Below are 26,602 nucleotides of genomic sequence, written 5' to 3'. Positions count from 1 at the left end.
GTTTTTTTTCACTAATTGAGAATGGGAATTCACTATGCGTAGCCATTATTGTGGTCACCTGAACAAGTCCCTAGCAGGACAAACAGTAGAGTTGTGCGGTTGGGTCAATCGTCGTCGTGATTTAGGCGGCTTAATCTTCATTGATATGCGAGATCGCGAAGGTATTGTTCAGGTAGTAGTGGATCCCGATATGACTGGCGCTTACGAATTGGCCAGTCAACTTCGTAACGAGTTCTGCATTAAGCTAACGGGTGAAGTTCGTGCCCGTCCAGACAGCCAGATCAATAAAGATATGGCAACAGGCGAAGTAGAAATTTTGGCAAGCGGCTTAGAAATCATCAACCGCAGCGAAGCATTGCCACTGGATTTCAACCAAACTAACACTGAAGAGCAGCGCCTAAAGTATCGTTACATCGATCTTCGTCGTCCTGAAATGAGCGATCGCATTAAGTTGCGCGCCAAAGCATCAAGCTTTGTTCGCCGCTTCTTGGATGACAACGCGTTCCTAGACATCGAAACGCCAGTACTCACCAAAGCGACACCAGAAGGTGCACGTGATTACCTAGTACCAAGTCGTGTACACAAAGGCAGCTTCTACGCATTGCCACAGTCGCCTCAGTTGTTTAAACAGCTGCTAATGATGTCTGGTTTTGATCGCTACTACCAAATCGTAAAATGCTTCCGTGATGAAGATTTACGTGCTGATCGTCAGCCAGAATTTACTCAGATCGATATCGAAACCTCTTTCATGAGCGCCGACCAAGTTCGTGGTCTTACTGAAAAAATGATCCGTGAAATGTGGCAAGAGCTACTAAACGTTGATCTTGGTGAGTTCCCGGTAATGCCATTTAGCGAAGCGATTCGCCGTTTTGGCTCAGACAAGCCTGATTTACGTAACCCGCTTGAGCTGGTTGATGTTGCTGATCTTGTAAAAGATGTCGAGTTTAAAGTGTTTGCAGGCCCTGCTAACAATGAGAAAGGCCGTGTTGCGGTTCTTCGCGTTCCAGGTGGTGCGAAACTGACGCGTAAGCAAATCGATGGATATGCAGAGTACGTCAACATTTACGGCGCTAAGGGCCTAGCTTGGATGAAGGTGAACGATCTGGACGCAGGTCTAGAAGGTATTCAATCACCAGTGGCTAAGTTCCTAAACGAAACGGTCATTAACGGTATTTTGGAGCGCACGGGTGCTCAAACTGGCGATATCATCTTGTTTGGCGCCGATACTGCAAATGTCGTTGCTGAAGCAATGGGCGCGCTTCGTCTTAAAGTTGGTAAAGATCTAGAGCTGACGGATGAAAGCAAATGGGCACCGCTTTGGGTTGTGGACTTCCCAATGTTTGAAGAAGACGACGAAGGTAATCTTCACGCAATGCACCACCCATTTACCTCTCCATTAGGCGTAACGCCAGAAGAGCTGAAAGCAAACCCTGCCGCAGCAAATTCTAACGCGTACGACATGGTATTGAATGGTTATGAAGTGGGTGGCGGCTCTGTTCGTATTCACAATGCTGAAATGCAAGCAACAGTGTTTGATATTTTGGGCATTGAAGCGGACGAGCAGCAGCAAAAATTTGGCTTCTTGTTGGATGCACTAAAATACGGCACGCCACCTCACGCAGGTCTTGCGTTTGGTCTGGATCGTTTGGTGATGCTGCTGTGCGGTACGGACAACATCCGTGACGTGATCGCATTCCCTAAAACAACCGCTGCAGCCTGTCTGCTGACGGATGCGCCAAGTGTTGCTAACCCTGCTGCATTGGAAGAGCTTGCGATAGCGGTTACTGCTGCACAAAAGAAAGACGCAGAATAAGCGCTCGTTAACGCAACCAACAAAAACTCCCGCATTGACGGGAGTTTTTTGTTTTAATTGAGTGAACAACCCTTAGAGTGACCCAACGTAGTGAGTATTATTTTAGGCATTGATCCCGGCTCTCGAATTACCGGATATGGTGTCATTAGGCAGCAAGGCAGACATCTGCACTACTTAGGCAGTGGTTGTATACGAATGTCTGAAAAAGAGCTCCCTGGACGTCTTAAGCAAATCTATGCAGGCGTGAGTGAAATCATTACTCAGTTTCAGCCAGAGGTGTTCGCGATAGAGCAAGTGTTTATGTCGCGAAACGCGGATTCGGCGCTTAAACTTGGCCAAGCACGAGGCAGCGCCATCGTTGCGGCCGTGAATGCCGACTTACCTGTGTATGAATACGCGGCAAGGCTGATAAAGCAAGCAGTTGTAGGAACCGGAGCTGCAGACAAAACGCAGGTTCAGCACATGGTACAACAGATGCTTAAACTGCCCGCAAAACCACAGGCTGACGCTGCCGACGCTCTCGGCGTCGCAATTTGTCACGCCAATACCAATAAAACGCTGGTGGCACTTGCAGGACAAGCGAGCAGCGCGAGAAAAGGGCGCTATCGTTGATAGCACTCGCTGCAACTCCTAAATTGTATTGGCGTATTGATATCTTGCTATTTGACATTAATAAGCCACGTAGCTTTGCACAATACTTAGGCAGTAAGTCACTTTAACCTCAAAATGTGCGTGAAGAACTGGATAAACATCCAGTTCTCAATTATTCTAGCCTACTCATTCTTTAGGTTAGGATAGATAAGCGTGATTGGACGACTGCGCGGCATTTTAGTCGAAAAACAACCCCCAGAACTTCTCATCGAAGTTAACGGCATTGGCTATGAAGTGCAGATGCCAATGAGCTGCTTCTATGAGCTGCCAGAACTCGGCGAAGAAGCCATCATCTATACTCATTTTGTAGTTCGAGAAGACGCACAGTTGCTGTATGGCTTCAATAGCGTGAAAGAGCGAGCTTTGTTCCGCGAAGTGATTAAAGCAAATGGTGTTGGGCCAAAACTTGGGTTGGGTATTTTGTCAGGAATGACGGCCAGTCAATTTGTGTCTTGTGTTGAGCGTGAAGATATTTCTACACTTGTTAAACTGCCAGGAGTGGGTAAGAAAACCGCCGAACGCTTGGTGGTAGAGATGAAAGACCGTCTAAAAGGCTGGGGAGCAGGGGACTTATTCACGCCTGCGACTGATGCTGCGCCAATTGACTCAGTATCAAGCAATCAAGTAAGCGCCGACGACGAAGCGGTTAGCGCATTGCTCGCGTTGGGCTACAAACCTGTGCAAGCATCCAAAGTCATATCGCAAGTGGCCAAACCGGGCATGAGCAGCGAACAGTTGATTCGCGAAGCCTTAAAATCGATGGTGTAAACAATGATAGAAGCCGACCGACTGATTGCCCCAGATAACCCAACATTCAAAGATGAAGAGGTGATCGATCGCGCGATCCGACCAAAAAAACTGTCAGACTATCAAGGACAAGATCATGTTCGCGGTCAGATGGAGATTTTTATTAAAGCCGCGCAGATGCGCAGTGAAGCGTTAGATCATCTACTGATTTTTGGTCCTCCGGGTCTAGGTAAAACCACCTTGGCAAATATCGTAGCCAATGAAATGGGTGTGAATATTCGTACCACTTCAGGACCCGTCTTAGAGAAAGCTGGAGATCTTGCCGCTCTGCTGACTAACCTCGAAGAAAATGATGTATTGTTCATAGACGAAATTCATCGGCTTAGTCCTATGGTCGAAGAAGTTTTGTACCCTGCGATGGAAGACTACCAGCTCGATATTATGATCGGCGAAGGCCCAGCAGCGCGCTCGATAAAAATAGACTTGCCCCCCTTTACACTTATTGGGGCGACAACTAGGGCGGGCTCGTTAACGTCACCACTCAGAGACCGTTTTGGTATTACCCAGCGACTCGAATACTACAAGACCGCCGATTTACAAAATATTGTCCAACGCAGCGCCGACTGTTTAGGGCTCGACCTTGAAGGTGAAGGTGCACTCGAGATTGCCCGCCGTGCACGCGGGACGCCCCGAATTGCAAACCGCCTTCTACGACGCGTACGAGACTACGCAGAAGTCAAAACAGACGGTAATATCTGCGTCGATGTTGCCGATAGCGCGCTCAATATGCTTGATGTAGATACTCAAGGGTTTGACTATATGGACCGTAAAATGATGCTCGCCATTATTGAGAAGTTCATGGGAGGACCTGTTGGGTTAGACAACCTTGCGGCAGCCATTGGTGAGGAGCGTGAAACCATCGAAGATGTGTTAGAGCCTTATCTAATACAACAAGGTTTTTTACAGCGGACTCCGAGAGGTCGAATTGCGACGCCAAGAGCGTATCAACATTTTGGGTTCGACATCCCAGACTAATACAGTTAACGGCTGATTCAATCAGTAGTTGGGCAACCGTATAAGGGGGTTGCTCCACACGCCAATACAAGGCTATTTGTTGCAAGTAGCCTTGTACGGCGTTTACCTAACTTCACTAAATCGGCGCAAATTTTGCCACCGATCTCTCTAAACCTCCCTGATATATTGATTAAAATCATCTCTGGTTAAAATTTCTGCACTCGTTGTAATTCAAATTGATTTGAATCAATGCAAAAATATTTGAAGAAACAAATTGAATCGATTTGAAAATCCTATAATATTGTTTTCAGCTATAATTACGGTGTAAAACACCAATTTTTTACTGCCCAAAGTTAATTTTACAATATTTTTAACTATTGATAACAGTTAATTTACAGTTGTTGACTGCGGACGGTGCCTGCAAGGAGCTTTTATGATCGATGTAGTGGAGTTATCGCGGTTTCAGTTTGCGCTGACTGCGATGTATCACTTTCTTTTCGTCCCTCTCACTTTAGGATTGGCATTTCTACTTGCCATTATGGAGTCGGTCTATGTAATGACCGGTAAAGAGATTTACAAGGACATGACTAAGTTTTGGGGTAAGTTATTTGGTATTAACTTTGCTCTAGGCGTAGCCACTGGCCTAACCATGGAGTTCCAGTTTGGAACAAACTGGTCTTACTATTCCCACTACGTTGGTGACATCTTCGGTGCACCACTGGCCATTGAAGCATTAGTTGCTTTCTTTTTAGAGTCTACTTTTGTTGGCTTGTTCTTCTTTGGTTGGGATCGCCTCTCTAAACGCCAGCACTTGGCAGTAACCTGGTTGGTAGCGTTAGGTTCAAACTTCTCTGCATTGTGGATTCTGGTTGCAAACGGCTGGATGCAAAACCCAGTGGGCGCCGAATTTAACTTCGAAACTATGCGTATGGAAATGGTGAGCTTTGCTGAGGTTGTGATGAACCCAGTGGCTCAAGTTAAGTTTGTCCACACTGTTGCTTCGGGTTATACCACTGGTGCTATGTTCGTTCTTGGCATAAGTTCCTACTACCTATTGAAAGGCCGTGATGTCGCGTTTGCTCGTCGCTCTTTTGCTATTGCAGCGTCATTTGGTATGGCGGCAATATTGTCGGTTATCGTACTTGGCGATGAGTCTGGTTATGAGCTAGGCGATGTGCAAAGAGTGAAGCTTGCGGCTATAGAAGCCGAATGGCACACCGAACCTGCACCTGCAGCCTTTACCATGTTTGGTATCCCTAACCAAGAAACTATGCATACCGATTACGCGGTGAAAATTCCTTATGTGATGGGCATTATTGCAACTCGTTCTTTGGATAAGGAAGTCACGGGTCTTCGCGATCTCCGTGAAGAGCACGTTGACCGTATCCGCCAAGGTATGGTTGCTTACCAATTGCTTGAGACTCTTCGCGCGGGTGATGCAGATGAACAGCAGCGCGCCGATTTTGATGAGGTAAAAGAAGACCTTGGTTACGGCCTGCTTCTTAAGCGTTATACCGACAATGTTGTAGATGCTACAGAAGAACAGATCCAAGCTGCTGCTGATGACTCTATTCCAACAGTGTGGCCACTGTTTTGGTCATTCCGTCTGATGGTTGGCTGTGGCTTCATAATGCTGTTTGTATTTGGCATGGCGTTTGTTCAAACCTGTCGCCAACGTATCGAGCAGAAACCATGGCTGCTTAAAGCTGCGATGTATAGTATCCCACTGCCTTGGATTGCGATTGAAGCCGGTTGGTTTGTTGCAGAATATGGCCGACAGCCTTGGGCCGTTGGTGAAATTTTGCCTGTTGATGTTGCCGCATCCGCACTTACGCCTGGTCAGCTTTGGAGCTCGCTGGGTGTGATCATCGCGTTCTATACGGTGCTTTTGATTGCAGAAGTGTACCTGATGCTCAAATTCGCACGCAAAGGGCCTAGCTCTTTAAAAACTGGGCGTTATCACTTCGAGCAGGAAGGTAATGCAGAAACTAACATCGACAAAGCCGTAGAAGCGTAAGGGAGTACGACATGTTTGATTACGAAGTACTACGATTTATTTGGTGGCTACTGATTGGCGTTTTGCTGGTTGGTTTTGCGATCACCGATGGATTTGATATGGGCGTTGGCGCGTTGGTGCCTATCATTGGTAAAACCGACAATGAACGCCGTGTCATGATTAACTCGATAGCGCCACACTGGGATGGCAACCAAGTATGGTTGATCACAGCAGGTGGTGCGCTGTTTGCTGCATGGCCTTTAGTGTATGCAACGTCGTTTTCTGGCTTTTACTTTGCCATGATAGTGACGCTAGCGGCATTGTGGCTGCGTCCTGTTGGGCTTGACTACCGTTCTAAAATTCAGGATAAACCGTGGCGTAAGGCTTGGGATATCGGTATCTCTATTAGTGGATTTGTACCGCCAGTAATTTTTGGCGTGGCATTTGGCAACTTGCTGCAGGGCGTTCCGTTCCAGTTAAGCGACTTTATGATGCCGACCTACCATGGCTCTTTCTTTGGCCTTCTTAACCCATTCGCACTGTTGTGTGGACTGGTGAGTTTGTCGATGATTTTGATGCAAGGTACAACTTGGCTGCAAATGAAAACGACGGCCGATGTGCATCAACGCGCTAGAACCTTATCTCAGATCTTTGGTCTGGTGACTGTTGTGTTATTTGTTTTGGCTGGCTTTATAGTGAAAAACATGGACGGATACGTGATCACTAGCGTGATGGACACAAATGGTCCGTCCAATCCTTTGCTGAAGGAAGTGTCGGTAGAGCAGGGCGCATGGCTCAATAACTACGCTGCGTATCCGTTGATGTGGTTAGCACCCATTATTGGTATTGCTATGTCACTTCTAGCTGTTGTCTTTTCGAAGATGGATCGTGCTGGATTTGCTTTCTTGACCTCGTCTCTTGCAAACGCAGGGATCATCTTTACTGCAGGTCTTAGCATGTTCCCATTCGTGATGCCGTCAATTCTAAACCCTGATCATAGTCTGACTATGTGGGATGCGACATCAAGTGAGCTAACACTCGGGCTGATGACGGCAGTAGCTGTAGTGATGGTGCCAATTATTTTGGCTTACACCGCGTGGAGCTACTACAAAATGTTTGGCCGTTTGGACGACCAGTATATTGAAGACAACAAGAACTCACTGTATTAAGGAGACAACACTATGTGGTATTTTGCTTGGATTTTGGGCGTACTTTTAGCCTGTGCCTTTGGCATCATTAACGCATTGTGGCTAGAACACAGTGAGATGATGGACAAAGACATCAACGAGTAATGTAAAAGGCGCTTCCTAGAAGCGCCTTTTTTATTGGGTTTGTTGGGGGGGTGGGGTCAGAGTCAAATAGGCTCGGAGTTCAATTTGGTGTTCCGAATAAATATTGACTCTGACCCCAACAACCCAACGATCCGTTCCGGCCATGTTTCTAACCGAAATTGCCCTCTCATTGCTTCTTGCCCGCTACTGTTTTGTAAGCTGATATGACAACTTACCAGTAGTTACTTAGTGTCCGAAATCGTTAAACCTTGCCCGCGAATATATGCAACCACTGACGTTCCTTGACGGAAGATTGACTCTGACCCCATCGAGGTTGTCTTATTTTTGGACATTTATCATGCATTTATTCCACACTAATCAAAAATTTGCGTAAATAGAGTCACAATGTTGAGTTCTTTGTATATAGTGGGGTATTTGGTGAAAACCGCTTTAACAACCTACAAGGAATGACAAGTGAGCAGCACTTCCCATTTTCAATGGCCGGTCAGAATTTATTACGAAGATACCGACGCCGGTGGGATTGTATATCACTCTAATTACCTTAAGTATTTTGAGCGCGCTCGAACCGAACTATTAAGAAGTAAAGGTGTCTCACAACAAGTGTTGTTAGAGCAACACACCGGCTTTGTGGTTCGCCATATGGACATAGATTTTAAGCAAGGAGCCACTCTCGACGAAGCGTTGATAGTGAACACTTGGATTAAAGAACAGAAAAAGGCCAGCCTGATTTTTTGTCAGGAGATGGTTAATGATAATGGGCGAGTATTGTGTAGTGCTACAGTTAAGGTAGCATGTGTCAACACTCAGAAAATGAAGCCCATGGCTATACCCAGCTATTTAGTAACGGAGTTAACGACCAGTGTCAGCTGAAATTAATTTTATCGATCTTATCCTAGAAGCCAGTTTACTTGTTCAGCTTGTGATGCTGACGCTAGTAGGAATGTCAGTCGCTTCATGGGCCATGATTATTCAGCGCAGTAAAGTGATCTCTGCGGCCAAAGATCAAACCGCAAAATTTGAAGACAAATTCTGGTCAGGCAAAGAGTTGTCGCAGCTTTATCAAGAAGTAAAAGCGCGCAAAGACTCGATTTATGGTATTGAAGAAATATTCTATTCAGGCTTTACCGAGTTCGCTCGTTTACGACGCAGCAACCCCAACTCTCCTGATTACGTCATGGAAGGCACTGGCCGTTCTATGCGAGTGTCAGTGGCACGCGAAGTAGAAGAGCTCGAAACCAGCTTGCCATTTTTGGCTACGGTTGGCTCGATCAGTCCCTATATCGGTCTGTTTGGTACTGTTTGGGGCATCATGCACGCGTTTATTGCCCTTGGTGAAGTGAAACAAGCAACGCTTGCTATGGTAGCCCCTGGTATTGCCGAAGCATTGATTGCGACCGCTATGGGTCTGTTTGCTGCAATTCCAGCGGTTATGGCCTACAACCGCTTGAGCAACCAAGTATCAAAACTAGAACATTCCTATGCAACGTTCTCTGAAGAGTTTCACAGCATCTTGCATCGTCAAGCAATGAGCACGACAGAAAGAGACTAAGCATGGCCGGTTATCAACCTAAAAAGCGCAAGTTAACTGCCGAGATTAATGTGGTGCCTTACATCGATGTGATGTTGGTGCTGCTGATTATCTTCATGGTGACTTCGCCCTTTATCACGCAAGGTGTAGATGTTGAGTTGCCACAAGCATCCACCGCTAAACCTGCGTCAGAACTCGATGGCAGTGATGTAGGCAGCTTTATCATTGTCGAAATAGCAGCAGACGGTGTGCTGGGACTCAGCGTAAACGATGAAGACATGATACGCGGTCTTAGTTTGGATGAGGTGATAGTGAGAGTAAAAGCAGAAATGTCGCTTTCTCCAAACTCACCCGTTGCGGTAGGTGGAGATGCCGCGACTCCGTATGCTGAAGTTGTATTGGTGCTTGATGAACTAAGTCAAGCCGGCATTCCTAAAGTAGGATTGTTAACGGATATTAAGGAATAACTTCCGTTGGTTGTATGAAGAAAAACAATAAATTAACCAAATCAATTACTATCTCATTTGTCATGCATGCTTTGCTCGTGGCGGCTTTGATATGGGGGACCGATTTTAATATGTCACCCAAAGAGCCATCGGGGCAAATTGTACAGGCGGTGGTGATCGATCCTAGCGCAATACGTGAACAAGCTGCACAAATTCGAGAGCAGCGCCAAGCAGCTTCTAAAGCTGAACAGGATCGGTTAGACAAACTTCGCAAGCAAAGTGAGGAGCTTGAGAAGAACCGTAAGCAAGAAGAAGAGCGAATTCGCAAACTTCAACAAGATAAAGCGCGCGCGGAAAAAGCCGCTGTGGAAGCAGATAAAAAGCGTAAGCAGCAAGAAGAGCAGCGCAGACTTGAAGAAGAAAAAACCCGCCAAGCAGAAGCAGAGCGTAAGCAACAAGAAGAAGCGACACGCAAAGCAGAAGCTGCAAGACTGGCTGGGATCGCTGCGGCTAAAGAAGCTGAAGAGCGCGCAGCAAAAGAGCGGATTCGAGCGGAAGAGGCCGAAAAAGCACGCATAGCCAAAGAGCAACAAGCGGCGGAGGCGGCGAAGAAAGAACAGTTAGAGCGCGAACGCGCAGAAAAAGCTGAGCAAGAGCGTATTGCTCAAGAAAAAGCCGCGGCAGAAGCTGCAGAGAAAGCCAAAATTGAACAGCAGCGCCTTGAGCAACTTGAACGTGAACGTAAAGCGCAAGAAGAAGCGTTAAATAATATTTTTGCTGGCATGGCGGAAGAAAACGCCGCTAACGCCGAGGCAGCAGCGCGCGCTCGAAATCAACGCAATGCTGACGAGCTAGCTCGATACTCTGCCATCTATACGCAACTTATCCAGAGTAAACTACGTATAGATGACGCCTATCGGGGAAAGCAATGTCGCGTCAATCTTAGATTGATCCCGACTGGGGCTGACGCGATTGTGAATCAAGTTAAGGTAATCAGTGGGGACAATCAGTTGTGCAGTGCGACACGAAGTGCCATTAGCCAAGTGAGCAGTTTCCCATTGCCAACCGAAGCCGATGTGGCAAAACAACTCACCAACATTAATTTGACGGTAGTACCAGAATAAGGACGTTATAGTGATTAAGAACTTTTTTACTTCACTTGTGCTGATTGTAGCCATGGCAGTACCCAGTGCCTATGCAGCATTAGAACTGGTGATCACCGACGGCATTAACTCGGCAAGGCCTATTGGCGTTGTACCGTTTAAATGGACAGGCAGTGCGGAGTTACCTCAAGACGTTTCAGCTGTCATTGCTTCCGATTTGCAGCGCAGTGGTAAGTTTAGCCCCGTTGCCGTGAGCAAGATGCCCCAAACCCCTTATACCGATAGCGAAGTGAACTTCGATGCATGGACCGGTTTAGGCGTGGATGCTGTTGTTACTGGGACCATTACGCCAACCGCAAACGGCGACTACGAAATTAATTACCAATTGATCGATGTGGTGCGTGGCGCACTCACTGGTGGTGATGCGAAAGCACTTAATGCCAATGGTGAGCTCGAGCTGTCCCGTGATCACGTCCTATTTACTAAACGCGCGACGGTTCCCGAATCGCGTTTAAGAGAGTACGCGCACCGCATTTCAGATCTTGTGTACGAACGCCTAACGGGTGAACGCGGCGCCTTTTTAACGCGCGTTGCTTACGTAGTTGTCGATGACAACTCTACATACCCATACCAACTGCGCGTAGCGGATTACGATGGGTACAACGAGCGTATGGTGCTTCGCTCGAAGCAACCACTAATGTCTCCAGATTGGTCTCCAGATGGCCGCCAACTCGCGTACGTAAGCTTTCAAAGTGGTCAAGCCGAAATCTATATAATGGACATTTACACTGGCAAGCGCGAGAAATTGGCATCGTACCCAAGACATAATGGTGCGCCACGATTCTCTCCAGACGGAAAGTCGCTAGCGATGGTGTTGTCTAAGTCCGGCAGTCTCCATACTTACGTATTGGAGCTTAAATCTCGTAAACTGACTCAAATTACTCGCGGCCGCTCAAACAACACCGAACCGTTTTGGCATCCGAATGGCGAATCGCTCATATTTACCTCCGATAGGGGTGGTAAACCACAGATTTATCAAGTAAATTTGTCGAACGGGTCGACAAATCGTATAACCTGGCAAGGCAATCAGAACCTTGGTGGTCAGATCACTTCAGATGGCAAGTTTCTCATAATGGTGAACGCGTCACGTGATGGATTTAATCTGGCAAAACAAGACTTGGAAACAGGTGCTGTTCAAATACTGACCAAAACTCAGTTGGACGAATCCCCAAGTATTGCACCAAACGGTGGAATGGTTATATACAGTTCAATGTATAACAAGAAAAACGTTCTTTCGATGGTCTCTATTGACGGCAGATTTAGTGCACGACTGCCAGCCACTACTGGGCGTGTAAGAGCGCCAGCTTGGTCACCGTTTTTGTAATACCGATAACTTGACGTATAAAGGAAAAAAATAATGCAACTTAATAAAGTTCTTAAAGGGCTTCTTATTGCGCTACCTGTTCTAGCAATGACTGCTTGTAGTTCAAGTGACGACGCAGCTAACGCTTCTGATGCAGAGCAAACCACTAACCAACAAGCTGGCGCAACTGACGGCACAACTGACACGACTGTCGTTTCTCCAATCGACGAGTCTGCTCAAATGTCTGAGCAAGAGCTAAAAGAAGAAGCTCTACGTGAATCACAAACGATTTACTTTGCGTTCGATAACTCAACTATCGAAACTTCATACGAAGAAATGCTAGCGGCTCACGCAGCTTACCTAAGCAAAAACCCTAACCTAGATGTTAAAATCGAAGGTCATGCGGATGAGCGTGGTACTCCTGAGTACAACATCGCACTAGGCGAGCGTCGTGCAATGGCTGTTTCTCGTTACCTACAAGCATCTGGCGTTGAAGCTGGTCAAATCTCTATCGTAAGTTACGGTGAAGAGAAACCAGAAATTCTAGGCCAATCTGAAGAAGCTTACGCTAAAAACCGTCGCGCGGTTCTAGTATACTAATCTTCAGTACACTTAAATAAGAGTCAGTAACATGAAGCGATTAATGACGCTTTCGTTACTGGTAAGTGCAGCAAGCGTTACGTTTGCTGCACCAGCTCCAGTATCGGACCTCAATTCTACGACCCAATCAGCATCGGCGAGCTCTTCGAGCGAATCGTCCGTGCAACGCCTCGAACGCCTCCTACAAAACAGCAATCGACTGCAAGTAAACTTACAGCAGCAAGTTGACGATATGTCGCTGGAAATCAGTGAGCTACGTGGGGCATTAGAACAAAGTCAATACGATTCAAATCAAATGGTATTGCGCCAAAAAGAGTTGTTTATCGAACTCGACAAAATGCGTACAGAATTGGCTGAGCTTAAGCAAAACGGCGTAGCCGCTGCTGTGCCGGTCGATGTTCAAGAACAACCACAAACTGCCGGAACATACACCGACAACGAAGCTGAAAAAGCTGCGTACCAAACCGCGGTAGACCTGGTGATCAAGCAGCGCGATTATGACGCCGCGCTAACCGCTTTTGAAGCGTTTAACAAAGATTACCCTCAATCTGTTTACTCCGCGAACTCAAACTATTGGTTAGGTCAGCTCTATTTCACTAAAAAAGAAGACATAGACTCGGCTAAAGCATTTGCCATTGTTGTTTCGAATCAAGATTCGAATAAACGCGCTGATGCCTTGGTTAAATTAGGTGAAATAGCGGCGCGTAACGGTAACGTGACTGCCGCGAAGCAGTATTACCAACAAGTGTTGGATGAGTATCAAGGCAGCGCATCGGCTACCAAGGCTGGCGAGCGTATGCAAGCGTTGAACTAGCATCAAGGTTTTAGGTACGAATAAAGCCAGACGACTGCATAACCTATGTAGAAATCTGGCTTTATAGCATCTAGAAGAAAGTATTAACTCCAAAACTTTATTGCGGTACACTTACGCTAATACAGTAACAGGTATCAGAGCCCTCTCATGAGCCACATTCTCGACATCGTTGAATCACCCGTATATCCATTTCCTCCAAAGCCAGTACCACTGAGTGATGAGCAAAAGGCTCAGCATCTTGCTAATGTTAAACGACTTCTCAAAGAGAAGGACGCGGTACTGATTGCGCACTACTACACCGACCCTGAAATTCAAGCTTTGGCAGAAGAGACGGGTGGTTTTGTTGGTGACTCGTTAGAAATGGCCAAGTTTGGTAATCGCCACGACGCAAGTACCTTAGTGATTGCTGGCGTACGCTTTATGGGGGAATCAGCAAAGATTCTCACCCCGCAAAAACGTATCCTTATGCCGACACTCGATGCGGAGTGTTCACTTGACCTTGGATGTCCTGCAGACGAGTTCAGTCGTTTTTGTGATGAGCACCCAGACCATACTGTCGTTGTTTACGCCAATACCTCTGCAGCGGTTAAAGCGCGTGCCGATTGGGTTGTTACTTCAAGCATCGCGCTAGAAATCGTCGAACACTTGGACGCCGAAGATAAACAAATCATTTGGGGGCCGGATCGTCATTTAGGCTCTTACATTCAAAATCAAACTGGCGCTGAAATGCTACTGTGGAATGGTGAATGTGTGGTCCACGATGAGTTTTCGTCTAAAGCACTCAGCGACATGAAATCGCTCTACCCAGACGCTGCGATTTTGGTGCACCCAGAGTCTCCAGCCAGTGTTGTTGAACTCGCCGACGCTGTTGGCTCAACCAGTCAGTTAATTAAGGCCGCAAAAGAGCTGCCTAACAAACAACTGATAGTCGCCACAGACAAAGGCATTTTCTTTAAAATGCAGCAACTAGTCCCTGAGAAAGAGCTCATCGAAGCTCCAACGGCCGGAGCGGGTGCAACCTGTCGCAGCTGCGCACATTGCCCTTGGATGGCAATGAATGGATTGGCAGCCATTGAGAACGCGCTAGAAAACGGTGGTGCAGACCACGAAATTTTTGTCGACGAAGAAGTCCGCGTTAAATCGCTTATTCCTCTCGATCGCATGCTCAAATTTGCGGAAGAATTAAACATTAAGGTAAAAGGCAACGCCTAGCGCTAGAGCCGGTAATCCTTACAAAGCCTCGCTATAACACGGGGCTTTTTTGATTGAAAGGTAAGAACAATTAGTTTCATAAAACCATATTAATTCAATAGCTTATGTAGAATTAGTCGACGTATTTTGTAACACTTACGCGATTGAAGGGTGCTTTAAAATACGCCTATTATTGGGCGGCATCGTTTCAATAAAAGTGAATACGTTGCTTGGCTATTTAAATAAAAATCAATAATTTGGAAATGAACTATGAAATCTATTTTTACCTTTGACTCAATGCTTACACCAAAATTGGTGACCATTTTATATTGGCTGCTTATTGCAGCGTCTATCATCACCGGTCTTACTACGATGTTCGCAGGCTATTACGGAGTTACAGCAGAGTCGGTCATTATGGGTCTATTGACTATTGTCGGTGGTATGTTGGCCGCACGTATCTGGTGCGAATTGATGATTGTGATATTTAAGATCAACGAGAATTTACAAGCGCTGCGCGAAAAGCATGACGCATAATTCCAACCAAAGCAATTACCTGCATAGCTAATTACTTCTATTGGTATAATAGAAAAAGCCCCTAACCAGTATGGCTAGGGGCTTTATTTTTTGTATTGCTAGACAGTATTTACTGCTCTGCGAGCATAACGCCTTTTTGAGTGAGTCCACACAGCATTACAGGGATGGCATTGAAGATCTCCTCAAACTGGTCAAGTCCTTCAGCGCCTTGATCTTTCAATGTTTCCATCGCAGTTTCTGGGTCAAATAACATGCTTATAGAAAGTAGAACACCGCCAAGCAGAGCGTTATCTTCGCTGTGCTCTGGCATCAACGTTTCCCAATCGTCTCTGGCCAATTGCCAGCCTTGCAAAATGCCTTCACAAAAGTCTCGAGCATACTGATTCACAATCTCTTCATCATCGATTGATGCTTCTGCTGGCCATTCCCAGTTACCATCAAGAAGAGCAGGGCGATACGCATTCCAAATCCCAATCACCGCTTCTGCATAGTGTTCTAGTTGCTCTGCACTAGAAAACGGTGCTGTCTCAGCGCCGCCCCACAAGAAAGGTAGCCACTCTTCAGGAGACAATACATGAGGCGCTGCCGCCATAGAGCATACAAAACCACGAGTTTTGGCTTCGTTAAGTACGGTATTCTGCAGCTCCGGAAGAGCCAGTAAACTAGGTAAATCCACGATAAAATCCTGCAAATTGTTTGCGCTGATTCTATCAGTTATTAGGGCTATTTCGCACAAAATTCGCCAAAACAGCTAATAAATGAACACTCAAGCCGCAAAGTACAGCTTTTCGCGCATTTACACTTGACCATTGAGCTCTAAATCTTTAGATTAACGCTCCGTTAGCCAAGCTAACGCTATCAATTACGGTGAGTTGGCCGAGTGGCTGAAGGCGCACGCCTGGAAAGTGTGTATACGGAAACGTATCGAGAGTTCGAATCTCTCACTCACCGCCACATTCAAGTTTAAAGGCGTCTCAGGACGTCTTTTTTCATATCAGAAGATTATAAAAAATCAATCAGTTACTATCTTGTAGCGTTACATAATGTTCCACAAAAGCGTTTGTTTTTCGTAATACCTAAAGTAATACCCAGGCTCACGTACTAATACTAGTACTACTTTAGAGCATAACTTCATGTATTACTTTGTTGTTTTTTTCCATCAGCATGATCTATAACTTAATGTAAGTTAAATAGTTATTAGGCCATAAGTAATACCTAGATTTCCCAATGTTTATGCTCGTGCCAGGTATTACTTGAGGGAGCAAAATGGCCAATTATCAAACGGCAAGGCAAGGCCATGCGGCAAAACCCCCGTCAGAAAACCAAATACGGCTTCAGAACCTCAAAATTCCCTACAATGATTTGCTGACCTCTAGGGTTTGAATCCAGTACATTGATGTCGATATTATAGGTATCAAGAACATAACGAACCAATGCTGCATTAGTCGGTATTTCGAGTGAACCTGCTGTCATACCGTAATCATGGGCAATGACAGCGGCTTGAGTTTTTGTCAGTCTTGGGTCCGGTATCAACACAATCGTAAGGTAAGTATTCCATAGGTCATCGTTGGCCTTTCCTATCACATTTTTAGCTTCAAGGCATGGAATGCCACTTATGCGGCTGAGCACAAAATCACGATAATCTTTCGCATGCTCACAATAGGCTCGAACATGCCAGCGTAGAGGTGTGCAAATCAGGGTATGAGGAGAGATAATCCGCTCAACTTCAATGCCGTCTTTGAGCGATGTGTAGCTTATATCGACACGTTTTTCCTCTCTGATAGCTTGAACCAATGGACGCAAGACTTGTGATGATATATTACGAGTAATAGGGCGAATCATTGAGACACTTTCAAACCCCATATCGAGTTCTTTAAATGTAACGGTCATATCTTCACTTCTCGAAAGAATGTGCAAATATTCATCAGCATGACCCTTTGTTACTTTCGGGCTAAAGCTATCACTGGGCTTGTAGCCTTTCAGCTGTTTATCATAAACAAGATTTCCAGGGGCAATATCGGCTAGATAGGTGTTGATGTCTTTCGAAGCTTGCTGTCTGCCAATACCAAAGCTCTGAATCAAATGGTTGGTAGTTAGTCGCCCTTCCCATAGTGCAATGATTTCTATCATTCTGTAGCGGAACAGCAGATCCCAGCGTATTGGCCATTTACTCATTATGTTAGTCCTGTCTAGTTATGCGACGTGTGTATGTAATCAGTATTTACCTGTCGCTATTGACGTCATATTATTGACCTGTTGAACTATTAGTCAATAAAGTACGCATAAAAATGAACATAGCGTCTAAATCAGTCGAATAACCTGTTTTATTAAGTTTTTATGATGATTAGAGTTATGTCTCTGATGGATTTGGACAGACTGAAATGAAACTTAACCGATATCTCAATAAAATCTCACAGGGCGATACTATCAACTTAGAGCACTTCCTCAAGTCTTTGCCATTCTCAGACTCCAATGAATGGCGGAAAATTTATCGTGCAACTCGTCTCAAGAGTGGCTATCAAATGGAGATACTCGATGAAGAACGGCATCACGCACTCTTTGAACCAGAGGTAGGCAATAGAGTCGAAGCATCAAGCTTGGGGCGTTCACATGATTTTCCGAGTAATTTCGCTCATGTCTTAGTTTTGAACAGCTCCACTAAATCGCAGATCCCTTTTGTTGTTGTATCTGATAGCAACGGTTACAAAACCCATGGAAAGCTCATGGGTAAACGAGCAGTCCTAATAGAGAACATTGAGAATTTCTATCGATATCGAGAGTTCCTAGAGCTCATTGGTCATCCATCACTAGCTGAAAGTTCAGACATCATTTTTGGTGCAGGCAACCAAATATGCCACTATCTGAATAGGCCATTTTTATCTACTTATGATGAGATTTATTGTGCTCAAGACGTTGAATTGGGGGGCCTGACTGTGTACGGAACTCTTAAAAAGTCACTTCCTCAATGTGAATGGCTTGCTCCAGTAGATTGGGGCTTATTTCAAAACAAATTCAAACTCAATCCCAAAAGTGCAGCTCACTTAGCTAAGGCGATAGAGCTGGCTCGAAATCTTGGCTTAAACTCTGAAGCCGATCTTATGAACAAAACCCGCTTATTCCTAGAGCAAGAGGCTCTTTTACCCGAAATACGACAGGACTCCACCGATGTTTAACAATCCAATAGATAACCTACTAATCAGTATATCGCGCTTGGTTGCAGTAGATTGTGCCGGCGTTGCAATTGCAGAAATTGACCTGCGTGACGGCGGGATTCTTATTGGTGGCGGGAACATCGGTAAAACTTCCATTCTGAACGCCATTCGACTCTTTTTACTGCCAGAAGAGAACTTTAAAGATTCAAAAAATAAGTTTGGCTTTTCAGATAAAGAAGGAAACTTTTACACCAATGATGAGTGTTTTGAGCATTACTTCCCTAGCAGCACCAGCTTTTTGATTTTAGAGTGCGATAACTATTTAGGCGGGCCAATGCCCCATTGTCAGATTCTCTATCGTGGTAACTCTGATAAGCTCGATTATCGTCGTATGTTCACATCCCTTCGATATGCGCAAATACGTCATCTTTTTTGGGATGACAACGTTGGGGATGATGGTATTGGTGGCCGAGTGGATGATTTATCACCCAGCAAAGTGCAGGCTTTTTTAAAGCGTGAAGATAAGCACTTTAAATCATTGGTACGCTCTTCCGCGATTAAGGAAGTGATCTATGCGAATCAACTACTCGATATTGATGCGATGCGTTTTTGTTTATTTCCCCTTAGCTCAACCAAGGATGCAGATGTTCATGCCTTTCGCGCACTCGTCCGTTTGCTATTTGACATGAAAACGGGGTCGGACACGGTTCGTTTGGCTGTGGCCAATATCATTGATTCGAGAAAGAAGGAGCGCAAAGACGAGCTCAATTTTGATATTGATGCCTTTATTAATCATAACGACATGTTGTCAAGTCGTGAACAAATACTCAAAAAGATTGAAAGCCTAAGACCTGGGTACGAAAAGCTTGCCATCAGTCATCAACAATTGGTGAGCAATAAAAATGCTGAAGATGCGTTGATGCAGTACGCTATGATGCTTGACAGCCGAATCAATCAAGAAAACCAAGCTCTTGAGCAAGAAGAGACACAGTTAACGTTACAGAAAGGAAAAGTACGGTCGGCCAAAAAAGCGTGTGATGACACAGTCGATAAACAAAAGGCACTGAAAGGTGGGGTTAAAGTACTCGTTCGTCAGCAGAAGAAACTCGATGATATTGTGCAAGAGACGGATCTTATCATAACCATCTACGATGAAAGTGAGACGATAGACGACATTATTTCAGGCCACCGTGAACACCTGAATGATAGAAAGGAAGCGTTAAGACTAAAGGAAGATGCAGAGGCTCTGCAAATTGAATTGGAAACCCTCAAGCAAGAAATTTCCAACCTTAGCGAGGCTAAAGCTCGCTATCAAGCCTCGGTCAATGCACAACAATTCAAGCTGTTTAACCAGTTAACTGAAAGTGTTTGGATGAAGTTAGCAGCGGTTAATGAGGAGTTAGCGGAGTCTAATCCCGCGAGAGTGTTATCCTCATCTGAGAGGCAGGCAATTGAGTCATTTACCGATTTAATAGAAGAAAAACAGCAGCACTACGCACTTTGGGACTTAACGTTAGAGTCCATCCAAAACATCAATCGAGAATCTGACCAAACGCGGTTATCTAACGTACAAGAGGCCTTAGAGCAAAAACACAAGCGAGTCGCTGAACTCAGTGCAATGGGTAATCAATCTCGCCTTGAGCGAATTAAAGAAATTTCCGCGCTTAAAACCGAAATCAAACGTACTGAAAATGAAATCAACTTGCTAAAAGCATACACAAACAATGCAGAGCAGCTTCAAGAGATTAATAAAGAACTAGCGGAAGCCAAAGAAGCGCGTGAGTCGTTACAAAAACAGTTCGACGCACAAAATGATCTGTGGGTACAAGAAAAGCACTCGTTTGACGCACAAGCTAACAAACTAACCGAGAAAAAAGAACAGTTAGAAAAATTAGCTGGATCTAGCGTTAGAGTCAAAGCGGAACTTCAGGCGTATCATCTACCCGTCAGTGATTTCTCAGTTTTACCCGATCAATCTATCGACCTGTCGGAAGAAACATTACGAGCTCGAATAGATGCTCTATACAAAAAGCGTCAAGCAAAGACAGAGGTAACCGAAAAAATCCAAGGTTTTGTCAGAGAACAAGTGCTAGAAAATGACGATAAGTTGATGCTCTCTCACCTAGATGATGAGCTTCTAGAACACGCATTTCACCAACTCCAAATTCGCTATCAAGGCTTAGGTGATGAGTTTGATATTCTGCGCAAAAACTTTATTGAACATAAACACACTGTTCACGCCATCATCAATGAACTAAAAAATAATCGGGAATTAGTTGCCCAGTTTGAACAGAGCATTAACCGTGCGTTTGAAGGGTTAGAGATCAATGACTTGTCACAAGTTGAAGCCAAAATCAAAGTTGAGGCGCGATTTGACGACCTAGTGAGGGAAATCGAGTTTTTTGATACGCACTCAGATCAAAAAGCCTCGGAGCAGTTTATTGAACGCCTCAAAGCTTTTAGCAAAAAGTTTTTTCCAGAAGGCAAAGCCGCGCTGCTGACCATGGAGCAGATCGTCTCTGGCATTAGCTATAGAGTTAAAAAGCGTGGTCAAAATGGTTGGGAGAGCAAGTCACAGTCCACCTCTACTATCATGCTGATCAATATCAAGCTAGTGGAAATTTTGTTGAGCCGATTAAGAAATAGCGCTTGTGCAACCCAATTTCCACTAGTGATAGATGAAGGTGCTTCGGTGGATAGTTCACAATTTGATTGGCTGTTGCCAAATATGAAAAAAGCAGGCTTTCGAGTTTTAAGTGCTTCTACTAACTCGGCATCCAGTGAGATCATCTTTAAGTTTGGTCAACATTTTCGTTTGGATTCGATGCGCACTTCAAAACCCTACGATGAAGCTCGAACCATTGCTTATACCGGCATTCCAGAAAGCTTTGTGATAAAAGGAAGTGCGCTGGATAGAGAGCAACTCGATATGTTTGGAGAGGCAGATGAGTGATAAAAGACTTCTGACTATTCCCACGTTTGCCATTATGCTCGAACATCACACTATAATGAGGGATGTGATCCGCACAATGGATGAGGGTGGTGAGCCTTATGTAAGAGAAGCGACCTTCATCTCTAGATTGCACCGATACATACAAGGGCAAAGCAAAGATAAACAGAAACAATTACGTACAGCCTTTTCTACCGATAACTTGTTAGCGACCCATATCTTAGTCGACAAAGATGAGTTCGGTGGTGAAAGTCGCCTGATCTTTGATCGCGCCGTGATCGGGGTATTTCGTCTGTTTGATCGCAGCCTATTTCAAGACCTTACCGATGTAGCACTTAAAATCCAGCTCGGGGGTATACGTATACTCCTAGAAAAGCTGCAATCGGCTTCGATGCTGTATAGCGATAGTGACTTAGATTTCAAGGAGTTAATTGACGAGTTATTTCATCAATTGAGTGAACTGCTTAACAGCATCCGCTTGAACTTGGTAAAAATGCAAACGATCAATAAGGAGCTCAGTGATGCGAGTGAACTTGCTGCCAAATCGGATAATCCACAAGTTTTCTCGGTCCTCCAGCAAGAGTCGATAGAAAAAATATCGCTATTGCTATCAAGGCACATATTGCCCACGCGGCAATTTTTGGATGAGAAAAGTCGGTTGAAAGATGGACCGAATTTGTTTGAATGTCTGCAAAGTTTACGCAGTCAGTTTGAGCGCCATCAAGACCACCAGCGAGCGAATGCGATGTTAAGGTATGAGGTGAGCTTTAACAGTTTTCACAAACAGATCAGTAAAGTATCACAATCAGTAGACCAGTTTTTGGCACGATCCAAAAAACGCCTCCGACAGTTTAATGCCATTGAAACGGCATTTGGTGATTTAGTCAAAGAACTAGATGCTACTAAGCACAACCTAAAACGCAGCCAGATAGATGGGCAATTTGCTCGTGATAATGGCACCTTTATGGGGTTGATGCAGCAAGCTAGGCCCAAAGTGCTTCGTATCAGTAGTTCAGAAGCCTACCTCAACAATGTAGTAAGTGATATAGATGCACGCGTTGCGGATAAAGGCCTGCTAGATAAGAGCCGTTATGTAGAGTTAGTTAGCACTAAAGATGATTTCACCGAACGAAGGCTCGCTCGCGCAGAGCAGATCTTTGAATTGGTGAAACAGATGAAAATGGCCGAATATCAAGACCTCACGCTCTCACTTCATAGGCGCCTCAAAGAACACCTGGTTGAATATCATTTTGTTGACCTGTTGGAAGGGCTTAACTTCCTATTACGCAGTGAAGCGATGCTTGATGGACACAGACTTAAAATGACTAATTTCCGCCAACGCATCGCCCAAAGTGACACTATTTATCTATACCGTAAAATTCGAACAGAGCGAGTAACTAATCCATGACGCCATTTTCTCAAATAAACATGGTGAAAAGCCAACAGATATACACGACATTTGTCAATGGTAAGGTGATCACCAAGCAGGGTTATGACCTTTACCAGCAACGTTTTATTGAAAGTCCGCTCTATACCGAACTTTATAATAACTTAGAGCACTTTACACAGCTCTATCTGCACATTGGTTTCACGCTCAATTTCAATGTAGAAGGGGAGTTTTTCTATATCAGCCGCAGTGAAACAGAAGAAGACGCAGACACTAATGCCACCAAAATCCAGGCCATGCTATTAATTATTGCCCGTTACTGGGTAGACAAGGGCTTTGACTTAGATGACCTCACCACGCCAGTGATTGGACTTGGTCGCTCGGCACTAGAAGAAATAGCAGAGCACGCTATTTACGATGATATTCGACAGGCGCTTGGAATGGAAACCTGGGATAAGGCCATAAATTATCTTGCGGATCGAAATTTCCTTTTCCCGTGTGGTGATAAACATTACGTTCTAAGTTCAGCTGGAATGCATTTCTTGAATTTACATGTTGAGAAATACTCACAAGAGCAAGAGTAATACGATTCATGCTATTGATACTAATAGGCTTGATTCATGACTGTGATCTAACTCTATGAATTAACTAACAGTCTCAAAAGTAGTAAAATGCTAACCTAGTTGCATTTACAGTTGTCGAGAATTGGCGAAAGGGACTTTTAAGTGGATAAGAGAAATTTTGAGTTTTTTAAAGCATCTTGACGAATTACTGTTTCGGTTAGCGAACCGAGCAGAGATTTTCATCAGTTACACACTAAAAATTATATTAAATAGAAAATAAGTTGGTCGATATATATGGACTTTGATTGGATTGCAAATCTCAATTACCTAGTTTTGTTTTTATCTGTTTGTACTTTGTTCATAGGCTACCGAAAAGGTGTAGCGCTATGCAAAAACAATCCCTCTTCTAGCAAAATTGGATCTATACCGAGTTTGTTAACTTCAGGAGGTGTATTGTGTACCTTTTTGGGGATTGCTCTAGGCTTATTAAATTTTGATACCGAAGATCTAAATAACAGTATTTCAATATTGCTAAGTGGTTTAACGCTTGCGTTTTGGTCTAGCATCGTCGGTATGATGTTTTCCATGATGTTCAAGACCCGTTGGTTGCCTGAACACCATATGGCTCTGTCGCAATTGACCCCTGATGATATGCAAAAAGTACTACTTTCTCAGCTGTCTGAGTCAGAGAGGGCAAACTCAGCTGCAAAAGGTAGACATCAAGATAACCAAAAGCTACTCACTGATTTACTAAACGAAATTAGGATGACTAAGTCGGTTTCGGTAGACGGAAATCTACAAAGTAAAATTAGTTTATCCCATTTAACCGACGAGATTAATAATTTCGCGTCTAAAGTTTCCTCGCAAACCTCGCAGCAAGTCGCATTGTCGCTGCAAAGTTCAATCGAAAGCTTTAATCAGGGTTTAATGGGGCAGTTTGGTTCCAACTTTAAGCGATTGGATGATTCTGTTGTCAAAATGCTTGAATGGCAACGGCAATATACAATTCAAATCGAGCAATTGACTAACGCATTTGAGCTGACAGTGGAAAGTCTGGCTGCAACGGAGCAAAGCGTAGAAAGTATTAGTGATCATACTCAATCGATTCCAAACACAATGAAACAGTTCACTCAAACGGCAGATATGTGGAATCAGCAGATATTAGATCTAGATCTGCGTTTATCAGCCTTTAGCAGTATGCGTGATAAAGCAATTGAAGCAATGCCAGAAATACAGCAGCGGCTAGACCAACTTGGTATGAGAATGGAGAAATCAGTCCTTAACACTTGCGAAAGCCTTGAAAAAGGAGTGCTTAAAGCTTCGACTGAACTTCAAGAGAAAGCGTTGGCAATGAGTGAAAAGCTGGTTGATGCTTCTAGCGGAATAGGCAGTGATTTAAGCAATGCCTCTGGTCAAATAGAATCTATGACCAACCACTTAGCTAGCTCAGCAGAAAATATACAAACAATAATGCAAGATTCGATAGGCCAGCTAGAAGGTACATTAAACAGTCTACTTAAAGGTACTAAAGAGGATGTGCTAGATATATCAAAAACCTTATCAAATGTGAATGAGAGCTTAATAGACAAGCACCGAGAACAATTAGATAAAACAGGTAAGTTGTTGACCAGCGCTCATGATGCAATAGATAAGAAAATTGATGATAGTTTGTCAAAGCAAATGAAGAGTTCACTCCAAGTGCAGAAAACGATCGAAAGTGACTTGATCAAAAGTTCAACTGTGTTCCAACAAAATATTCAATTTGAATTAGAGCAAGTCTTGAATCATTTAGGTAGAGGCTTACTCGATATAACCGAAGAGTTTTCAAAGTCGGCGTTACGACTGAACAAAGAGTTGCGGGACCTCCAGCCTAAAGAAGTACCAGAAGAGGTAAGTTGATCATGCACGGTGAGCTTTTTCAATCAAAGACGGTTTCTACCGACGAGGGGCATTGGTTATCTGTCACCGACCTTATGGCTGGGCTTATGGTGATATTTTTGCTAATCAGTGTCGCGTTGATGAACAGAACCGACATAGAAAAGCGAGCGATAGAGCGTATTGCCGTTAAAATAAGTGAAAAGCAATTAGAAATTCATAGAGCATTGGAAGTAGAGTTTAAAGATGACTTTAAGCGGTGGGAAATCAGTTTCGATGAGCAAAGGCCGTTGAGTATTGATTTCAATGCCGATAGGTATAAATTTACACCTGGCTACTCTGCTTTACCTGGTCAATTAACTTTGGTTTTAGATGAGTTTTTTCCACGATATTTGAATGTGTTAGAGCCTTATAGAAAAGAGATTAAGGCGATTCAAATAGAAGGTCATACCTCTTCAGGGTGGAATAATGATGATTCAGAACTAAATGCCTATTACAAAAATATGAATCTATCACAAAGGCGGTCGACTAGGCTTTTTGATTACATAATCGCTAAGGAAGCTCCCCTTAACAAGCACCTATATTGGCTACGAGGAAAGTTATCCGCTATTGGCTACGGCCCGTCAAATTTAATTTTTTCTGAAAACAATACAGAAGATAAAGAGCGTTCTCGCCGCATTTCATTTCAAGTTATTGCTGACTCTGACATCATCATGAAAGATATTCTGGAAGCCCAATGAAGCTAAATGTTGAACTAAGTAAGTTTAATAAGTTGATAGATGAAAGTGTCTCGGAACGGAAAAGCCAGTTTTCAGTGAGCTTATATCCGGTAGATTATCAAAGATATAAACAACGCAGAAGTGCTCCTGATTTGGTGACAGACTTCGACCAAGAGATCTGTTTAAATGGTCATTTACTTGCTTATGATGGGCATGGTGTTGTTGTCTATATTAAAGAGCAATCAGATCTATCTTCCGCAGTTCTTGATCCGCTCAATAATGCAACTAAATATCACTTAACAGATTGTGACACTGTTCGTGATGAAAAAAACGATGAGCGCTTTGGTCGTTTTGTTGCCCTTAGATATATCGATGGGAAAATGCCCGTATGTGACGACAAAAATAAGACTGACGAAGCTGCTCTAGCTGTGTGTGGTAATTGTCTTCGTAAACTGAACTACATGCCTTATGTTCAAGCGCGAAATACGGAACAGAAAAAACAGGCGCAACGTGAGTTTAATCTGTCTGAATTTCTTAAAAAACAGCATGACTTTCCCGATGAGCACCTTCCTCTTCGGCATGCCGAATTTAGTAGTTTCGCTTATTCAGAAGATTGGAAAGCAGTTAGTGAAGTTTACAAGCTAAGTCAAAACTATTGTTGTGAGGAATGTGGAGTACAGCTTAATGGCTGGAAGACGCTTCTTCATAGCCATCATATTGATGGGGTGAAATCCAATAACCACCCAGCTAACTTGATGGCGCTTTGTGTTGAATGCCACGGCAAGCAGCCTAAACATAACCACTTGAAGCCAAAAGCTGAAGAATTGAGCTATCTGAAAGAAAAGCGTAATTGTTGAGTCATCA

25 protein-coding genes and 1 tRNA gene are annotated in these 26,602 nt (G+C 44.2%); 24 read left to right on the top strand and 2 right to left on the bottom strand.

The window, feature by feature from the left end:
• Positions 1 to 34: 34 nt before the first annotated feature.
• The 16 genes from aspS to JQC93_RS06940 all read left to right on the top strand — a co-directional run bounded on the left by aspS (position 35) and on the right by JQC93_RS06940 (position 15,092).
• A complete protein-coding gene (gene aspS, locus JQC93_RS07015; RefSeq protein WP_205157753.1) occupies positions 35 to 1,813 on the top strand; it encodes an aspartate--tRNA ligase in 1,779 nt (592 codons plus the stop codon).
• 90 nt (positions 1,814 to 1,903) lie between these two features.
• On the top strand, positions 1,904 to 2,425 hold the full coding sequence (gene ruvC / locus JQC93_RS07010) for a crossover junction endodeoxyribonuclease RuvC (protein WP_084887433.1): 522 nt from the start codon (positions 1,904 to 1,906) through the stop codon (positions 2,423 to 2,425).
• A gap of 192 nt (positions 2,426 to 2,617) precedes the next feature.
• Positions 2,618 to 3,232: a Holliday junction branch migration protein RuvA gene (gene ruvA / locus JQC93_RS07005; protein ID WP_205157752.1), complete on the top strand. Its 615-nt coding sequence runs from the start codon at positions 2,618 to 2,620 to the stop codon at positions 3,230 to 3,232.
• 3 nt (positions 3,233 to 3,235) lie between these two features.
• Positions 3,236 to 4,246: a Holliday junction branch migration DNA helicase RuvB gene (ruvB, locus tag JQC93_RS07000; RefSeq protein WP_205157751.1), complete on the top strand. Its 1,011-nt coding sequence runs from the start codon at positions 3,236 to 3,238 to the stop codon at positions 4,244 to 4,246.
• A gap of 412 nt (positions 4,247 to 4,658) precedes the next feature.
• Positions 4,659 to 6,242 (top strand): cytochrome ubiquinol oxidase subunit I, encoded by a 1,584-nt coding sequence (cydA, locus tag JQC93_RS06995; protein ID WP_205157750.1) that lies wholly within the window; start codon positions 4,659 to 4,661, stop codon positions 6,240 to 6,242.
• 11 nt (positions 6,243 to 6,253) lie between these two features.
• Entirely contained in the window at positions 6,254 to 7,390 is a 1,137-nt protein-coding gene (gene cydB / locus JQC93_RS06990) for a cytochrome d ubiquinol oxidase subunit II (RefSeq protein ID WP_205157749.1), read from the top strand.
• A gap of 12 nt (positions 7,391 to 7,402) precedes the next feature.
• Complete coding sequence (gene cydX / locus JQC93_RS06985; RefSeq protein WP_084887448.1) at positions 7,403 to 7,513, top strand: cytochrome bd-I oxidase subunit CydX; 111 nt, start codon at positions 7,403 to 7,405, stop codon at positions 7,511 to 7,513.
• 453 nt (positions 7,514 to 7,966) lie between these two features.
• Positions 7,967 to 8,383 carry a tol-pal system-associated acyl-CoA thioesterase gene (ybgC, locus tag JQC93_RS06980; protein WP_084887452.1) on the top strand — a complete coding sequence of 139 codons (417 nt, stop codon included), beginning with the start codon at positions 7,967 to 7,969 and terminating at the stop codon, positions 8,381 to 8,383.
• Entirely contained in the window at positions 8,373 to 9,062 is a 690-nt protein-coding gene (tolQ, locus tag JQC93_RS06975; RefSeq protein WP_084887454.1) for a protein TolQ, read from the top strand. The genes ybgC and tolQ overlap by 11 nt, the downstream gene beginning before the upstream one ends.
• Before the next feature lie 2 nt (positions 9,063 to 9,064).
• Positions 9,065 to 9,508, top strand: coding sequence for an ExbD/TolR family protein (locus JQC93_RS06970; protein WP_205157748.1), 444 nt, complete (start codon positions 9,065 to 9,067; stop codon positions 9,506 to 9,508).
• Positions 9,509 to 9,522: 14 nt separating this feature from the next.
• On the top strand, positions 9,523 to 10,611 hold the full coding sequence (gene tolA / locus JQC93_RS06965; RefSeq protein WP_205157747.1) for a cell envelope integrity protein TolA: 1,089 nt from the start codon (positions 9,523 to 9,525) through the stop codon (positions 10,609 to 10,611).
• Positions 10,612 to 10,663: 52 nt separating this feature from the next.
• Complete coding sequence (gene tolB / locus JQC93_RS06960; RefSeq protein WP_236009425.1) at positions 10,664 to 11,974, top strand: Tol-Pal system beta propeller repeat protein TolB; 1,311 nt, start codon at positions 10,664 to 10,666, stop codon at positions 11,972 to 11,974.
• A 33-nt stretch (positions 11,975 to 12,007) separates the two neighbouring features.
• A complete protein-coding gene (gene pal, locus JQC93_RS06955; protein WP_205157745.1) occupies positions 12,008 to 12,553 on the top strand; it encodes a peptidoglycan-associated lipoprotein Pal in 546 nt (181 codons plus the stop codon).
• Positions 12,554 to 12,584: 31 nt separating this feature from the next.
• Entirely contained in the window at positions 12,585 to 13,367 is a 783-nt protein-coding gene (gene ybgF, locus JQC93_RS06950; RefSeq protein WP_205157744.1) for a tol-pal system protein YbgF, read from the top strand.
• Positions 13,368 to 13,514: 147 nt separating this feature from the next.
• Positions 13,515 to 14,579 carry a quinolinate synthase NadA gene (nadA, locus tag JQC93_RS06945; RefSeq protein ID WP_205157743.1) on the top strand — a complete coding sequence of 355 codons (1,065 nt, stop codon included), beginning with the start codon at positions 13,515 to 13,517 and terminating at the stop codon, positions 14,577 to 14,579.
• 249 nt (positions 14,580 to 14,828) lie between these two features.
• Positions 14,829 to 15,092, top strand: a complete 264-nt coding sequence (locus JQC93_RS06940) for a DUF4282 domain-containing protein (protein WP_084887468.1) — start codon at positions 14,829 to 14,831, stop codon at positions 15,090 to 15,092.
• A 109-nt stretch (positions 15,093 to 15,201) separates the two neighbouring features.
• Here the strand turns inward: JQC93_RS06940 and JQC93_RS06935 are convergent, their stop codons facing one another.
• Positions 15,202 to 15,768: a UPF0149 family protein gene (locus tag JQC93_RS06935; protein WP_205157742.1), complete on the bottom strand. Its 567-nt coding sequence runs from the start codon at positions 15,766 to 15,768 to the stop codon at positions 15,202 to 15,204.
• 190 nt (positions 15,769 to 15,958) lie between these two features.
• Between JQC93_RS06935 and JQC93_RS06930 the strand changes: the two genes are divergently transcribed.
• A tRNA-Ser gene (locus JQC93_RS06930) sits at positions 15,959 to 16,046 on the top strand.
• Positions 16,047 to 16,406: 360 nt separating this feature from the next.
• Here JQC93_RS06930 and JQC93_RS06925 read toward each other — a convergent pair.
• Complete coding sequence (locus tag JQC93_RS06925) at positions 16,407 to 17,267, bottom strand: helix-turn-helix transcriptional regulator (protein WP_205157741.1); 861 nt, start codon at positions 17,265 to 17,267, stop codon at positions 16,407 to 16,409.
• 206 nt (positions 17,268 to 17,473) lie between these two features.
• Between JQC93_RS06925 and JQC93_RS06920 the strand changes: the two genes are divergently transcribed.
• The 7 genes from JQC93_RS06920 to JQC93_RS06890 all read left to right on the top strand — a co-directional run bounded on the left by JQC93_RS06920 (position 17,474) and on the right by JQC93_RS06890 (position 26,595).
• Positions 17,474 to 18,265: a hypothetical protein gene (locus JQC93_RS06920; RefSeq protein ID WP_205157740.1), complete on the top strand. Its 792-nt coding sequence runs from the start codon at positions 17,474 to 17,476 to the stop codon at positions 18,263 to 18,265.
• Entirely contained in the window at positions 18,258 to 21,197 is a 2,940-nt protein-coding gene (locus JQC93_RS06915) for a hypothetical protein (protein ID WP_205157739.1), read from the top strand. The genes JQC93_RS06920 and JQC93_RS06915 overlap by 8 nt, the downstream gene beginning before the upstream one ends.
• Positions 21,190 to 22,602, top strand: a complete 1,413-nt coding sequence (locus JQC93_RS06910; protein ID WP_205157738.1) for a hypothetical protein — start codon at positions 21,190 to 21,192, stop codon at positions 22,600 to 22,602. The genes JQC93_RS06915 and JQC93_RS06910 overlap by 8 nt, the downstream gene beginning before the upstream one ends.
• Positions 22,599 to 23,165, top strand: coding sequence for a condensin complex protein MksE (locus tag JQC93_RS06905; RefSeq protein WP_205157737.1), 567 nt, complete (start codon positions 22,599 to 22,601; stop codon positions 23,163 to 23,165). Before JQC93_RS06910 ends, JQC93_RS06905 begins: the two co-directional genes overlap by 4 nt.
• A 273-nt stretch (positions 23,166 to 23,438) precedes the next feature.
• On the top strand, positions 23,439 to 25,043 hold the full coding sequence (locus JQC93_RS06900; RefSeq protein WP_205157736.1) for a hypothetical protein: 1,605 nt from the start codon (positions 23,439 to 23,441) through the stop codon (positions 25,041 to 25,043).
• A 2-nt stretch (positions 25,044 to 25,045) separates the two neighbouring features.
• Entirely contained in the window at positions 25,046 to 25,759 is a 714-nt protein-coding gene (locus JQC93_RS06895; RefSeq protein ID WP_205157735.1) for an OmpA family protein, read from the top strand.
• Positions 25,756 to 26,595, top strand: a complete 840-nt coding sequence (locus tag JQC93_RS06890; protein ID WP_205157734.1) for an HNH endonuclease — start codon at positions 25,756 to 25,758, stop codon at positions 26,593 to 26,595. The genes JQC93_RS06895 and JQC93_RS06890 overlap by 4 nt, the downstream gene beginning before the upstream one ends.
• Positions 26,596 to 26,602 lie beyond the last annotated feature (7 nt).

The sequence above is a fragment of the Vibrio ulleungensis genome, from assembly GCF_016900875.1.
GTDB lineage: Bacteria > Pseudomonadota > Gammaproteobacteria > Enterobacterales > Vibrionaceae > Vibrio > Vibrio ulleungensis.
The sequence above is the reverse complement of the archived record's forward strand: the minus strand, read 5'-3'. Positions and strand labels throughout refer to the sequence as shown.